At 30.6% G+C, this 14,502-nt stretch carries 11 protein-coding genes; 6 read left to right on the top strand and 5 right to left on the bottom strand.

Annotated features, from left to right (window positions below):
- Positions 1-63: 63 nt before the first annotated feature.
- The 3 genes from Q0762_RS10705 to alaS form a co-directional block, all read right to left on the bottom strand.
- Positions 64-1,641, bottom strand: coding sequence for a DUF1501 domain-containing protein (locus Q0762_RS10705; RefSeq protein WP_298766772.1), 1,578 nt, complete (start codon positions 1,639-1,641; stop codon positions 64-66).
- A 2-nt stretch (positions 1,642-1,643) separates the two neighbouring features.
- Positions 1,644-3,266: a DUF1800 family protein gene (locus Q0762_RS10700; RefSeq protein ID WP_298766769.1), complete on the bottom strand. Its 1,623-nt coding sequence runs from the start codon at positions 3,264-3,266 to the stop codon at positions 1,644-1,646.
- 122 nt (positions 3,267-3,388) lie between these two features.
- The gene (alaS, locus tag Q0762_RS10695) at positions 3,389-6,007 is read right to left on the bottom strand and encodes an alanine--tRNA ligase (RefSeq protein WP_298766768.1); all 2,619 of its coding nucleotides are present in this window, start codon (positions 6,005-6,007) and stop codon (positions 3,389-3,391) included.
- A 171-nt stretch (positions 6,008-6,178) separates the two neighbouring features.
- Between alaS and Q0762_RS10690 the strand changes: the two genes are divergently transcribed.
- From Q0762_RS10690 to Q0762_RS10665, 6 genes are all read left to right on the top strand, one after another.
- Positions 6,179-7,147 (top strand): M23 family metallopeptidase, encoded by a 969-nt coding sequence (locus Q0762_RS10690; RefSeq protein ID WP_298766766.1) that lies wholly within the window; start codon positions 6,179-6,181, stop codon positions 7,145-7,147.
- A 72-nt stretch (positions 7,148-7,219) separates the two neighbouring features.
- Positions 7,220-7,549 carry a MerR family transcriptional regulator gene (locus Q0762_RS10685; protein WP_298766764.1) on the top strand — a complete coding sequence of 110 codons (330 nt, stop codon included), beginning with the start codon at positions 7,220-7,222 and terminating at the stop codon, positions 7,547-7,549.
- A 109-nt stretch (positions 7,550-7,658) separates the two neighbouring features.
- Positions 7,659-8,258 (top strand): LemA family protein, encoded by a 600-nt coding sequence (locus Q0762_RS10680; protein WP_298766762.1) that lies wholly within the window; start codon positions 7,659-7,661, stop codon positions 8,256-8,258.
- A gap of 2 nt (positions 8,259-8,260) precedes the next feature.
- Positions 8,261-8,698, top strand: coding sequence for a TPM domain-containing protein (locus tag Q0762_RS10675; protein ID WP_298766759.1), 438 nt, complete (start codon positions 8,261-8,263; stop codon positions 8,696-8,698).
- Positions 8,695-9,549 carry a TPM domain-containing protein gene (locus Q0762_RS10670; protein ID WP_366941004.1) on the top strand — a complete coding sequence of 285 codons (855 nt, stop codon included), beginning with the start codon at positions 8,695-8,697 and terminating at the stop codon, positions 9,547-9,549. Before Q0762_RS10675 ends, Q0762_RS10670 begins: the two co-directional genes overlap by 4 nt.
- A gap of 57 nt (positions 9,550-9,606) precedes the next feature.
- Entirely contained in the window at positions 9,607-10,449 is an 843-nt protein-coding gene (locus tag Q0762_RS10665) for a hypothetical protein (RefSeq protein ID WP_298766757.1), read from the top strand.
- Here the strand turns inward: Q0762_RS10665 and Q0762_RS10660 are convergent.
- Positions 10,438-10,824 (bottom strand): DUF423 domain-containing protein, encoded by a 387-nt coding sequence (locus Q0762_RS10660; protein WP_298766755.1) that lies wholly within the window; start codon positions 10,822-10,824, stop codon positions 10,438-10,440. The genes Q0762_RS10665 and Q0762_RS10660 overlap by 12 nt on opposite strands.
- Positions 10,825-10,830: 6 nt before the next feature.
- Positions 10,831-14,457 carry a metallophosphoesterase gene (locus Q0762_RS10655; protein ID WP_366941003.1) on the bottom strand — a complete coding sequence of 1,209 codons (3,627 nt, stop codon included), beginning with the start codon at positions 14,455-14,457 and terminating at the stop codon, positions 10,831-10,833.
- Between the last annotated feature and the right edge of the window lie 45 nt (positions 14,458-14,502).

Below are 14,502 nucleotides of genomic sequence, written 5' to 3'. Positions count from 1 at the left end.
TAAACTAAAAGTAAATAATTGCTTGCAAAGAACTTTACATTGGCTTAAAAAGTAAAATACAAATTAATATTTTAGTATTTTTTTAGTTTTAGAAACACCTTTAGATGCATAATGCACAAAGTAATTCCCTTTGGGTAAATTTTGTAAATCAACGTTTATTTTATGTTGTAAAGTATCGTATTTTTTATTTGTAATGTTTTTTACAATTGCACCAATAGTATTGTATAATGTAATTTTTACGTTTTCATTATTTCCGAAGAACGTAATATTTATAAAGTTAGTTGTAGGATTAGGGTATACTGTAACTTCTAATTTTTGAGAAAGAAAGTCTTCAACAGAAAGCGCCGCAGAACAACCGGTTTTAAACAAAGGTAAGGCTTCAAAGTTTTCAAATAAAACATTGGTAACTTCTTGTTTTGTAGCACCCAACCAATCTGTTAAAATAGTACTATAAATATTTCTAAAATCAAATTGCATTTGCACACCTTCTTTTTCATCTACTGCTGTATCAATTTCTGGTGCATCGCCTAAAATACTGTTGTTTACACAATTACCAAACATAAAAAGTGGTGCTGCAGTGCCATGGTCTGTTCCTAAACCTGCATTAGATCGTATTCTTCTACCAAACTCAGAATACGTCATGCCAATTACTTTTTCATCAATATTTAAGAGTTCTAAATCTTCTTGAAAAGCAGCAATAGCATCAGACAATTCTTGTAATAAAACAGCTTGTTTGCCCGTACTTCTATCTCCTTCTACAATTTGATTATCATGTGTATCAAAACCACCAATTTGTACAATATAAACCTTGGTTTTTAATCCTCCTGAAATTAGTTTGGCAACATTTTTTAATTTTTCTGATAAGTTAGTACTCGTATATTTTTCTGATAAATTATTGCCAGCGTTAGCAGCTTTTTCTATAACTGTAGCATAAGCATTTGTTTGTGCAATGGTATCATTAACAAAACTTAATGCATTACCATAGCAATTATTTGGTATATTACCTTTGTTAGATGCTAGTGCAGTTCCTGGGTTTTCTGGATCTTCTAAAGCCATAGAAAAATTACTAAGATTTCCTTGGCAGGTTTCTGAAACAATTTTGCCAATTGTTATGGCAAAAGGATCTGTATTATGTTCATTAGGATAGTTTTCTGGAAAGGTAGGATGCTTTTCTTCAAAAAAACGACCAATCCATCCGCTTGAAACAAAATCATTAGCGTTAGAAGCAGAATTCCAAATATCTGAAGATCTAAAATGTGATCTATTTTGGTTAGGGTAACCTACATTTTGTACTATTGCTAGTTTATCTTTATTCCAAATATTTTGCAAACCTGCCATAGCTGGGTGAAAACTAGTGGTACTGTTAACTGTTAATAATTCTCTTTCTGGTATAATAATATTAGAACGTACACTTTGTAAATTATCATACTGATTTAGGTCAAAAACAGTATTTAAACCATCATTACCGCCTTGTAATTGCACTAATACCAATATATTATCATTTTCCGTATTAAATTGATATTCTTTAGGTTTATCATTGGCATATAAAGGAAAACCACTTAACGCAAATGGCAAAGAAGCAGAGGCTATAGAAGTTAGTTTTATAAAATCTCTACGATTTAAATTTTTAGTCTTTTTCATTTTTACATGATTTGAAATTCAGACATTTGTACCATTACAGCTACTAAATTTCGAAGTTTTTTGTCTACAGAAATGGCTAAAGCACTATTATTAGGCTCTTGCAAATATTGGTCATATTCTACTGTCCACTCAAAGTCTGGTAAACCATCTATTAAAACTGCTTTTAAACTATTAATTTGTTCCTGTGTAATGTCGTAATTAAATAATCTACTGGCTAATTCTACAATTAAAATATTTGCATCTAATGCATTTGGTATACTTGCTGCAATGTCTAAAACAGGTATAATAGGTGGTACAGTATATTTTCTATTATTTATGTTTAATTTACCTCCAAGGACTAAAACTTTACAATACTCTAATCTTTTTGGTAAAAAATAATTGTTAACCCACGTTTTATAAAACAAAGGTTCTTGGTAGTAGGCTTTCCAACCAGCTACATCTGGATGATGATAAAGTGATTGTCCTAAATCTGTGCAAGCCAAATACATTACATATGCAAAATTATATTCTTCTGTAATATTTATATTGGGCGCGCTTGCTTTTAAGCCTTTTGTGGCAGAAAGCATTAAATCTAAAGGACTTTTAATCATGCAGAATGTGTTTTCAAAAAAGTGTTCTGATGTTAATAAAGCTTTTAGAACTGGAGCAACTTCATAATTATTACTGCGCAACATTTCTGCTAAAGGTACTATAATATGAGTTTCTATTTCTTCAGAAATTTCTGAATTTAAAAACCATCTATAGAGTTGTCTTATAATAAATTTAGAGCATTCCTCTTGTTTAAAAATAACATCAATTACATCTTTATATTCTTCTGCGCCGTTTTCTTTAATAATTGCATTGTTAAATCTATGCGATAATTGTTTGTCTCCTTTGGTATGTCTATTATTTGTAAAGTATGCGTTTAAAGAATCTTCATGTCTTATCCACCTTGCACGCCAACCCGTTAAAACTTTTGCAATTTGTACAACGTCTTCTTCGGTATAAAAAGTATAATCTCCATTGCCAACAGCCGCACCTTTACCTATGGTAAATAATTCTAATAATTCTCTAGAATAGTTTTCGTTTGGTGCTTTGTCTGAGTTTTCGTGCCCACTTAAATAGAGCAACATATTTTGATTAATAGTAATTTGTTTGGTTAATTCTTTAAAATTTCCAAGTGCATTTTTTCTAAGCGTATTCATGTAAAAATACTCTCTATGAGGATTTGTGTTTTCAGAAACAAAATGATTGTGCCAAAATAAAGTAAGTTTTTCTAGAATAGAAATTCCTGAGTTTTGCATTTGTAAGAAAGACCAAGCATACAAAGACCTGTTTCTATACCTAAAAACACGATTTCTTTCTTGTGATGTTGGCAAGTCAGGATAAATTGGTGCTGTAACCCAAGTTTCACCATATTTTACATCAGGATCAATTATTTGACCACTATCATTTCCATCAGGTAAATCTTTTAAAGGAGGCTCAGGTAATTTTTTTTCTTCAAAAAGTTTGTTTATAGTTGCCTGTAAGCCCAAAGAAACAGCCTCAGCAACCATAGTTTCTGTAACTCCAAAAGAAACCCTTTTTAATAATTGGTTTGCTTCTTTACTAGAAAATTCTCCAGAAAAAGGGTCTAAATAAGGCATAATATCTATCTGATTTACAATAAACTATTTTACTTCCTTTCAAATTTAGTGTTTTTATTTGAAACTTAGTAATCAAGTGTTAGTATTCTTATTAGACCTTAAAAAGATATAAAAGTTTAATTTTAAACCAAATATTCTTGTGCTTTTTCTAAAACCTTAGGGATTCCTCCTGGATTTTTACCACCAGCAGTTGCAAAAAAGTTTTGGCCACCACCACCACCATGAATTAATTTTCCTAATTCTCTAACTACTTTACCTGCATCAAAACCACGCTCATTTGCCAATTCTTTAGAAATATAACACGTAAGCATTGCTTTATCTTTTTTAGGAGCAGAAGCAAATAATAAGAATAAATTTTGATGTTCTTTACCAATGCTAAAAGCCAAGTTTTTAATGCCATTTGCGTCTAAATCTACTTTAGTAGCTAAAAATTGTACACCGTTTATTTCTTGCAACTGATTTCTAATTTCACCAGATAAATTTTGTGCTTTTTCTTTTAAAAGCTGCTCTATTTGCTTTTGTAAATCGGCATTGTCATCCTGTAACTTTTTAACTGCTTTTACAGGTTCTTTAGCGTTATTTAGCAGCGCTTTAATTTCAAATAAAATACGGTTATTATCAAAATAAAAGTCTTTTACAGCATCATTGGTAATGGCTTCAATTCTTCTAATTCCTGATGCCACGGCGCTTTCAGACTTTATTTTAAAATGCCAAATATCACTTGTGTTTTCTACGTGCGTTCCACCACACAATTCTACGGAATTTCCAAATTTTATAGCGCGTACAGTATCTCCGTATTTTTCTCCAAATAAAGCCATAGCACCTTCGTCTATTGCTTGTTGCATTGGTATGTTTCTTTTTTCTATTAAAGGCAACTTTCCAGCGATTCTTTGGTTTACAAAAAGTTCTACATCTTTTAATTCTTCTAAAGTTAATTTAGAAAAGTGAGAAAAATCGAAACGTAAATATTTGGAGTGCACTGCAGATCCTTTTTGTGCCACGTGCGTGCCTAAAACTTCTCTTAAAGCTTGGTGTAATAAGTGTGTTGCAGTATGGTTGCATTCTGTTCTATGACGTTGTTTTTTATCTACAACAGCATTAAAACTATCGTTTAAAGATTTTGGTAAGTTTTTAGTAAAATGAATAATTACGTTATTCTCTTTTTTGGTGTCAAGAATATAAATTACATCTCCTGTAGCTGTTTCTAAATAACCTTTGTCGCCAACTTGCCCACCACCTTCTGGGTAAAAAGGTGTTAAGTTAAATACTAGTTGATACATTTCTCCATCTTTTTTAGAAGTAACTTTTCTGTATCTTGTAATTTTAACAGCTGCATCTAAAGCATCATAACCAATAAATTCTTCTACAGCATCGTCTTGTAAAATTGTCCAGTCTTCCGTAGAAGATTCACTAGCAGCTCTAGATCTGTTTTTTTGTTTTTGAAGTTCTTCATTAAACCCTTTTTCATCTAAAGTATACCCTTTTTCAGAAAGAATTAAAGCTGTTAAATCTACAGGAAAACCAAAAGTATCATACAATTCAAAAACTTTTTCTCCAGAAATTTCTTTGGTTTTATTTTGGTTGATGATGCCATCTAATAAAATAAGACCTTTATCTAATGTTCTTAAAAAAGAAGTTTCTTCTTCTTTAATTACATTTTCTATCAATTGTTTTTGTGCTTTTAGTTCTGGAAAAGCAACACCCATTTTTTTACTTAAAATGTCTACCAATCTGTAAATAAAAGGCTCTTTTTTGTCTAAAAAAGTAAATCCATAACGTATGGCACGTCTTAAAATTCTACGAATAACGTAGCCAGCGCCTGTGTTGCTTGGTAATTGACCATCTGCAATAGAAAATGCAACAGCTCTAACATGGTCAGAAATTACACGAGTTGCAATATCTTGCTTTTTATGAATTCCGTATTTTGTATTGGTTATTGCGCTAATTTCTGTAATAATGGGCTTAAAAATATCTGTATCATAATTAGATTGTACGTTTTGTAAAACCATACACAAACGCTCAAAACCCATACCTGTATCTATGTGTTTGTCGGGTAAATCTTCTAAAGTTCCGTTTGCTTTTCTATTGAATTGCATAAAAACTAAATTCCAAATTTCTACAACTTCTGGGTGATCTTCATTAATTAAAGTGCGTCCATCAATTTTTGCTTTTTCTTCGGCAGATCTAATATCTACATGTATTTCAGAACAAGGTCCACAAGGTCCTTGTTCGCCCATTTCCCAGAAATTATCTTTTTTATTTCCTTTTAAAATGCGGTCTTCAGCAATGTATTGTTTCCAAATATCAAAAGCTTCTGTATCCATTGTAAGATTATCAGCATCAGCAGAACCTTCAAAAACGGTTACATATAAAATGTCTTTGTCTATTTTGTAAACTTCTGTAAGCAATTCCCAAGCCCAAGCTATGGCTTCCTTCTTAAAATAATCTCCAAAAGACCAGTTGCCTAACATTTCAAATAAGGTATGGTGGTAGGTATCATAACCCACTTCTTCTAAATCGTTATGCTTTCCAGAAACACGTAAACATTTTTGAGAATCTGAAATTCTATTATTTTTTGGATTTCCATTTCCTAAAAAATACTCTTTAAACGGTGCCATACCAGAATTTACAAAAAGTAAGGTAGGGTCATCTTTGGTTACCATTGGTGCAGATGGAACTATTAAATGATTTTTTTCTTTAAAGAAGTTTAAAAAAGTAGCACGAACGTCTTGAGATTTCATAGGAAAAAGAAGTTTCTATCCGCCAAAAACGGACTTGAATTTTGTTAATTTATTTTTAAAAAACTACTTAAAAAAAGCAGTTGTAAAACATTTTGTAAATTAGCCTGTTATTAAAAACGAATTTGATATCAATTTCGATTCTATAAAAGCAAAAATAGTACATTTACAATTATGGCAAAAGTAAAATATTATTACGATGCAGATACGCTTTCTTACAGAAAAATTGCTACTAAAAAAAGCGATTATTACAAGAGAACCATATTTGGTGCTTTGGCTGTTTTATTAATTGCATTTATTGGTTTTATTGTTTTTAGTCAATTTATAATGTCGCCTAATGAGCGTTATTTGCAAAGAGAAAACGAAAACTTAAAATTAAACTACGCGTTAATTTCTAAAAGAATGGATGAAAGCGCCGCCGTTTTAGAAGAATTGCAACAAAGAGATAATAATATTTATAGAATGTACTTTGAGGCCAACCCAATACCAAACGAACAAAGAAAAGCAGGTTTTGGTGGTGTAAATCGCTATAAATATTTAGATGGATATGATAATTCTGAAATAATTAAAAAGTTAACTAAAGACGTAGATGTACTCTCTAAACAATTGGTTGTACAGTCTAAATCTTTAGATGAAATTGTAATGCTTGCAAAAGAAAAAGAGAAAATGTTAGCAGCAATACCTGCAATACAACCTGTTAAAAATGAAGATTTAAAAAGGATGGCTTCTGGTTATGGATACAGAATGCATCCTATATTAAAATACAGAAAATTTCATAAGGGTATGGATTTTACAGCACCCACTGGAACACCAATTTTTGCTACAGGAAACGGTAAAGTAATTAGAGCACAAAGAAGTGCAACTTTTGGTAATGTAATTTACATAGACCATGGCTTTGGTTATAAAACTATTTACGCTCACATGAGTAAAATGAAAGCTAGAAAAGGACAAACGGTAAATCGTGGAGATTTAATAGGCTATGTTGGTAATACAGGTTTGTCTGCTGCACCACACTTACATTATGAAGTGCATAAAAATGATATTGCTTTAAACCCAATTAATTTCTATTACGGAGATTTGACTCCAGAAGAATTTGAAGCAATGCAAAAAGCGGCAGAAGAAGAAGGGCAATCTTTAGATTAGTAATTAGGTGTAATTGTTTAAAAGGCACCATTGCACATTTACAAAATTAAATAACCATACATTTAACTAAAAATGCATATAGATTTACCAGAAAAACGTTACTACAAAATTGGCGAAGTTGCCAAAGCTTTTGAAGTAAATGCATCTTTAATTCGTTTTTGGGAAACAGAATTTGATATTATAAAACCTAAAAAGAATGCAAAGGGAAATCGTCTTTTTACTGCGGATGATATTTCTAATTTCAAATTAATTTTTAATTTAGTAAAGGAAAGAGGTTTTACTTTAGAAGGTGCAAAACAAAAGCTAAAGAAAAATCCAGAAAGCACAATTAATAATTTTGAAATTATAGCTAAATTAGAAGGTGTAAAAGCAGAATTAACTAAAATTAAAAATCAACTGTAACTTTAAGCAATAGTTTGCGTCTTATTGCCGTAAAATAATACTTAAAATACAGATTCATTTCAATACATATTTTTCAAAATAAAATCAACTAAAAATTAAAATAGAAATCATGAAAAAAAAGTTAATACCAATAATTGTAATTCTTGTAGTAGTATTTGCAATTTACAAATGGGCAGTAGGATTTAACAATACAGCTGTAGTTTTGCAAGAAGATGCAAAAACAGCATGGTCTAATGTTGAGAGTTCTTACCAACGTAGAAATGATCTTATTGGTAATTTAGTAAAAACTGTGCAAGGCGCTGCAGATTTTGAAAAAGAAACGTTAACACAAGTTATAGAAGCTAGAGCAAAAGCAACATCAACAACAATTAATGCAGGAGATTTAACACCAGAAAATATGGCGCAATTCCAAAAGGCGCAAAGCGGTTTAGGTGGTGCATTATCTAGATTATTGGTTTCTGTAGAACGATATCCAGACTTAAAAGCGAATCAAAATTTCTTAGAATTGCAAAGTCAGTTAGAAGGCACAGAAAATAGAATTAATGTAGCAAGAGATCGTTTTAATGGCGGCGTAAATAATTACAACAAACATATTAGAATTTTTCCAGGATCTTTATTAGCAGGTGTTTTTAATTTTGATGCAATGGCACGTTTTAAATCAGACGCTGGTTCAGAAAATGCACCAAATGTAGATTTTAATTTTAAATAAAAATGTCTAAAGTAGAAGCTTTCTTATCATCACAAGAAGAACAAGAAATTGTTAAAGCCATTCAAGTTTCAGAAAAAAATACTTCTGGTGAAATTAGAGTGCATATAGAAGGTACTACTAAAAAAGACCATTATGAACGTGCTATAGAAGTGTTTCATTTTTTAAAAATGAACGCGACTAAAGACGCCAACGGGGTTTTGATTTATGTTGCTGTAAACGATAAAAAATTTGTGATTTATGGCGATAAAGGCATTAATAATGTAGTACCAAAAGACTTTTGGAATACTACAAAAGACAGTATTCAAAATCAATTTAAACAAGGTAATTTTACACAAGGTTTAATAGATGGTATCTTAAAAGCAGGCGAAGAATTGAAAAAACACTTTCCTTACCAAGAAGATGATATTGACGAACTTTCTAATGAAATTTCTAAAGGATGATGAAACTTAGTAAGCAGTTTTTAGTGAGCAGTTATCAGTTAGTAAGGTTTGGTAAAAATCTGTTATTTTTCTTTGCGTTCATTTTCTCTATAAATTCCTTTTCTCAAGGATTTGAGATTCCTAAAAAACCCAAATTTATTCCTGCTTTGGTAGATAGTATTGGTCTGTTAAACAAAGGGCAATTTAACAGCTTGTCTAAAAAACTTCAGGTTTATAGCGATTCTACTTCAACAGAGGTTTTTGTAGCAATTATAAATTCTACAAAAGGTGAAGATATTGCTTATTTGGCTACAAATTGGGGCCATAAATGGGAAATAGGCCAAAAAGGAAAAGATAACGGAGTAATTATAGTACTTGCTAAGAATGATAGAAAAATAACAATTCAGACAGGTTATGGTGTAGAACATTTATTAACCGACTTTATGTCTCGTAGAATTATAGAAAGAGAAATAACACCATATTTTAAAAGAGGCAATTTTTATGGCGGTTTAGATAAAGGTACAGATGCTATTTTTCAAGTTTTAAAAGGGGAATATAAAGCTGGAAAAAAATCAAAGTCTCAAGGTTTTGATCCTGGAATTATTTTGTTTATCATTATGATCATCATCTTTTTTATTATTATTTCTAGAGGTAATAAAAACAATAAAGGTGGCGGTAAAAGATACAGAAGAGGTTCTGTTGCAGATGCTATTTTTGATACTATTATTTTAAGTAATACAGGTAGAAGAGGTGGGTCTTTTGGTGGAGGCTTTGGTTCATCAAGAGGTGGCTTTGGCGGTTCATCAGGAGGTTTTGGTGGCTTTGGCGGAGGCGGAGGCTTTGGTGGAGGTGGCGCTTCTGGTGGTTGGTAGTTTTTTTAAGATTTTTTGAAAGAAACCAGATTATTTTAAAGTAAAATAAGCAATCAAATGAAAAAGATACTATTATTTTTTACGTTTTTATTTTTAATGAATTGTCAAAATTTTGGACAATTAACCATTCTTGCAGATTTACCAAAAGACCTAAAAGAGGTTTCTGGAACAGAAATTGTTGCAAAATCAGATTTCATTTGGATGATAAATGACAGTGGTAATAAACCTGTTTTATTTGGGTTAAATACAAAAGGTAAAATTATTAAAGAAATAAAAGTAAGAGCCAAAAATAGAGATTGGGAAGACTTAACATCAGACGAAAACGGCAACATTTATATTGGCGACTTTGGAAATAATAGTAATAAAAGAAAAAATTTATCAGTTATTATTGTTGAAAATAACGAATTAGATGAAGATAAAGCAGAGGTAGATATTATTGAATTTAAGTATCCAAATCAAAATAAATTTCCGCCTAAAAATAAAGATAAATATTTTGATGCAGAATCATTTTTTTACTTTAACAAGTACTTGTATATTTTTACCAAAAGCAGAGTAGGTGGTAATTTTGGTAAAACTACCTTGTACAAAATACCTGCTAAAAAAGGAAAATATACTGCTGAATTGGTAAGCGAATTTACATCTTGCTCAGATAATGAATGTTGGATAACTTCTGCAGATATTTCTATTGATGGGAAAAAAGTAGTCTTGTTATCTCAAAAAAATGTTTTAGTTTTTACAGATTTTATAGGTGATAAATTTTTATCAGGAAAGGTAAAAACTATCAATTTAAAATATAGCTCCCAGAAAGAAAGTATTACATTTAAAGATAAAAACACGGTTTTAATTACAGATGAACGCGCAAGAAATACAGGAGGAAATTTGTACGAGTTAAAAATATAGCACTACATATTTATAAATAATTAAAAACCATCCTGTTGCCAAAAACAAACCACCAATTGGTGTAATTGGGCCAAGGAAACGCAGTTTTTTGTTTTTTGCAGAAGAAATAACTAAGCCATAAATAGAAAAAGAAAATAAAATTACACCAATTATAAAGGTGTTTATAATATAGTTGTCTATGGTATTTTTACTAGTTAATTGAAAACCTAAAATTAGCAATACAATAGCATGATACATTTGATATTTTACACCTGTTTCAAAACTTTGTAATTGCTCTGTAGTTAATTTTTTCTTTAATAAATGTGCACCAAAAGCACCTAAAATAATAGCAAGAAAGCCAAAAATAGCGCCAAAAATAATTGCGATTGAAATCATAAGAATTTAGAAATTAAAACCTAGGGTAAAATTAATTCGTACACCATCTGTACTATTAAAAACACCAAGATTACCTGTTAATATATTTGCTGCATTTATAAAAAATCCACCTCCATAAGAGGTATTAAGTTTTGTAGAAACTATAGGCGGAGCTCCTAAAATATCTGGAATTCCCCAAACGCTACCATAATCAAATCCGCCAAAAATGCCTAAATTTATAGGTAAAATAGCGGTTTTTAAGCTGCTCATATTGTAACGAATATCTGTAGTGTGGTAAAATGAATTTTTACCTGCAAAACGCTCATTTCTAAAACCTCTTAAACCATTGTTTGCACCAATATTTGCGCTTTGGTAAAATTCGAATTTGTTTCCAAAAATAAAATAACCATCTACTTTAGAGGCAAAAACTAAGTTTCCATTTGGTATTAATTTATGTGTAATTCCTAAAGCTGTATTCGCATAAGAAAAATTTCTGTTTTCTTCTAAGTTGCTTGTGTGGCCTAATAATGCTTTAAATGAAATGCCTAGGGTAGGAAACGCCAAGTTATCTGCATGTTTGTAGGTATAACTGGTTTCTGCATTAAAAAAGTTTTGCTGTTTAAAAATCCTGTTGCCTGCTGCAAACTGAGATTCTAAAAAACGGTTTGCTGTTCTTTCTACATTAAAACTTTTAAAATTTGCGCCAATTGTAAATATTGCTCCTAAATCTCCTTGCCATCTTAAATAACTGCCTAATTTTAATTGTCTAATTTTTACTCTGTTAAAGTCTCTGTTTTGCACATCTTTTGCCTCTGGATTGTTAGAATTGTTACCATAACCAAAAAAGTTGGTTGCATAATTGGGGCTGTTAAATTGTGCCTTAATTCCTAAATTAAATCGATTAATGATGTTTGCAAATTCTCCATTATATTTTAGCTCGTAACCATTTGTTGCAAAAAAGTAAGCACCTTCTAAACGATGCAGTTTTGTAAAGGGGTTTCTTTCAAAATTGTTTAGTAAATTGGTGTTTTTTATTCCTAATTTAATCCCATCGTCTGGGTTATACCCGATTACAGGTGTAATAAGGTTTGTTTGGTTTTTTAGCTTTTTATAATTGTAAGTATTGGTGTTATAATTGTCTGTTAATTTTTTATAAATATGGGTGGTTTTAAACGTATTTGGTTTCGATTTTTGATCATAAACTTTAATTTTTTTTGGGGTGTTTATTTCATAAACATCGTTGTTTAAGCCACCAATAATTCTTAACTTAATTGGGTTTTTACCATTTTCGCCATTTGCAACAAAAACATCATCATCATCTAAACCATACAACCAAATTTCTTTTGTTATGTTAGCATTGTATGTTCTTTGAATAAAAATTCCTGCTTTTTCACCTTTTTTAATTCTATATCCTGTAATTTTAGTATCGTTATTTTTAAAACGTTCAATTTCAAAATAATCATCTTTATTGGTACCTGTAATTACTTGAAAAGCATTAATATAATTAAAATATTTGTCAGAAATTTCTTGTAAATGTTGCCTTCTTCCTTTTAATTTTTGTTTTATATCTAGAATAGTTTCATCATTTACTTCGTCAGGAAATTTAGCAAAAGCCTCTTCTATAACTTTATCTGTAATTTTAGTTTGAATTAAATTTACCTGTTCATCCCACACTTTTTTGTTAGATTTTCTAATGAAACGCATGTCTAATGGATAGCCAGATAAATTAAAATTTTTCGGTTTTTTTAAATCTTCTTTATAAGAGCGCATTCCTTTTAAAGCAGGAATTATATTGGTAACCAAATTTAGCAATAAACCATCACTAAATATAGAAAATGCTTGATCTCTGTCTCTTGGTACAGGTCTGTAAATAATGTTGTTTTTTTCTTTGAATTCTGCCCACCTCCATTGGTCTTGGTGTCTGTCCCAATCTCCAATAAGCATGTCAAATAAACGCGCACGTATGTAAGCAGGTTCATCTAAAATATATTTTTCGTCTTTATTTAATTTTTTTCTTAAATCGTCTGTACTAATAATTTTATTGGCATAACCAAAATGTTTCTTATCGCCATGATTGTTTGCTGTTCTTTCTTCAATCATGTACAATTCATCGCCAAAATTGGCATTATATTGTTGTAAACTTTTTTGTTTTGGCACGTAAAATAAAATGGGTTTTGTGTGGTAAACATCTATAGCTTCTGCTAACTTTTCTATGGTAAATGGGGCATATGGGTGAGAACCTGTAAATATGTCTAAAAGCAAATCTTCTGTAAAGGTTTTAGAGAATTGCCCTTCTATATATTGTTCTTTAAATGCAACAGCTTGTAGGTATTGAACTGCGTTTTTTCTTAACGCGCGCATTACATATTCTCTTCCGTTTTTATCTACTAAACGTAAAGATTTAGATTGATTTCCACCACCTTTTCTAATGGGTTTTAAACCACCATAAAGGGTATCTAAATTAACGGTTTTAGCAATAATTTTTTTTCCAAAATATTTTCGGAATCTTTTGCCCCATAACAAGTTAAAAATTTTGCTCTTAGAGGTTTCTGCGGTTGTATAAATTGATGCCGTTTTCTCTGTAAGTTTTATGTTTGGAAATTCTGTAAATGTGGGTAAATTATCTTTTTGAAATACATTTGCTTCAAAAACTACTTTTTGATCTTTTGCTGCATAAAAATGTACTGTTGAAGAGCCGTCTTTATAAATATTTAATTTAGCAAAACCTTGTGTGCCGTAAGAAAAAATACCGCCATTTACATTTTTTGTAGCCGTTTGTTTAGAGCCAGATCCACTAACAATTTGCGGAATATTATCTTCTACAAGGTATTGTAAACTATGCTCATGGCCAGAAACTAATATAATTTTCTCATTTTGTTGAGCCAAAGTAACCACATGTTTACGCAGCTCATTATACCTTGTGTTTTGTTGATCTGTATTGGTAACTCCAGCTGTTTTTCTTAGAATATTTTTTATAGAACCCAAAATAGGCAAAGGTGTTAAATGACTTTTAAAAGAATAATAACCACCATGAGGGCCGTTTGTAAATATAGGATGATGCAAGGCAATAAGCGTGGTTTTTCCTTGCGATTTCTTAATCATTCCTTTTAATTCGTCAAAAAATTTAATTCTTGTTTTTATGGCACAATCATCATTAATACCAGGATGTTTGTTCCAGTTGGTAACGTACCAATGCGAGTCTATAACTATAACATTAATATGCTCATTTATTTCAATTTTTTCTAATGGGCAACCGTTTTCTGGTTGAAATGTGTTTTTACCTAAAGCTTTTTCAACTAGTTTTTCTTGTCTTTTTAATCCTTTTAAGCCATTATACCAATCATGATTTCCTGGAATGATTAGTGTTTTTCCTTGGAAATTTTTACCCAAATCTGTTTGTACTTTTAAACGATGTTTGGCAAGCTTGTACCCTTTTTTGTTTTTCTTTGGAATGCCTTTTTCATAAACATTATCACCTAAAAACACTAAAGTGCTGTTCTTTTTTGCTTTTTTTAATTCTTCAGATAAATAAGACAAAGCGGTATCCCTTTCTTGTAAATTAGAGTTTCCTGCATCGCCTATTAAATAAAAAGTGTGTAAAATTTCAGATTTATCTTGTTTTGCAACAAATTTATGGTCTTTATCTACTTGCATTTTTAAAGTGGCGCAAGCAGAAATTAATAATAAAAGGAAAAGTAA

It is taken from the genome of uncultured Polaribacter sp. (assembly GCF_947495205.1).
In the GTDB taxonomy this organism is placed as follows: domain Bacteria; phylum Bacteroidota; class Bacteroidia; order Flavobacteriales; family Flavobacteriaceae; genus Polaribacter.
The sequence above is the reverse complement of the archived record's forward strand: the minus strand, read 5'-3'. Positions and strand labels throughout refer to the sequence as shown.

Excerpts from the sequence above, each read along its gene's own strand:
- Q0762_RS10675 (WP_298766759.1), top strand. The coding sequence starts at position 8,261 with ATGTCTAAAGTAGAAGCTTTCTTATCATCACAAGAAGAACAAGAAATT.
- Q0762_RS10685 (WP_298766764.1), top strand. The coding sequence starts at position 7,220 with ATGCATATAGATTTACCAGAAAAACGTTACTACAAAATTGGCGAAGTT.
- Q0762_RS10670 (WP_366941004.1), top strand. The coding sequence starts at position 8,695 with ATGATGAAACTTAGTAAGCAGTTTTTAGTGAGCAGTTATCAGTTAGTA.
- Q0762_RS10665 (WP_298766757.1), top strand. The coding sequence starts at position 9,607 with ATGAAAAAGATACTATTATTTTTTACGTTTTTATTTTTAATGAATTGT.
- alaS (WP_298766768.1), bottom strand. The coding sequence starts at position 6,007 with ATGAAATCTCAAGACGTTCGTGCTACTTTTTTAAACTTCTTTAAAGAA.
- Q0762_RS10655 (WP_366941003.1), bottom strand. The coding sequence starts at position 14,457 with ATGCAAGTAGATAAAGACCATAAATTTGTTGCAAAACAAGATAAATCT.
- Q0762_RS10690 (WP_298766766.1), top strand. The coding sequence starts at position 6,179 with ATGGCAAAAGTAAAATATTATTACGATGCAGATACGCTTTCTTACAGA.
- Q0762_RS10700 (WP_298766769.1), bottom strand. The coding sequence starts at position 3,266 with ATGCCTTATTTAGACCCTTTTTCTGGAGAATTTTCTAGTAAAGAAGCA.
- Q0762_RS10660 (WP_298766755.1), bottom strand. The coding sequence starts at position 10,824 with ATGATTTCAATCGCAATTATTTTTGGCGCTATTTTTGGCTTTCTTGCT.
- Q0762_RS10705 (WP_298766772.1), bottom strand. The coding sequence starts at position 1,641 with ATGAAAAAGACTAAAAATTTAAATCGTAGAGATTTTATAAAACTAACT.
- Q0762_RS10680 (WP_298766762.1), top strand. The coding sequence starts at position 7,659 with ATGAAAAAAAAGTTAATACCAATAATTGTAATTCTTGTAGTAGTATTT.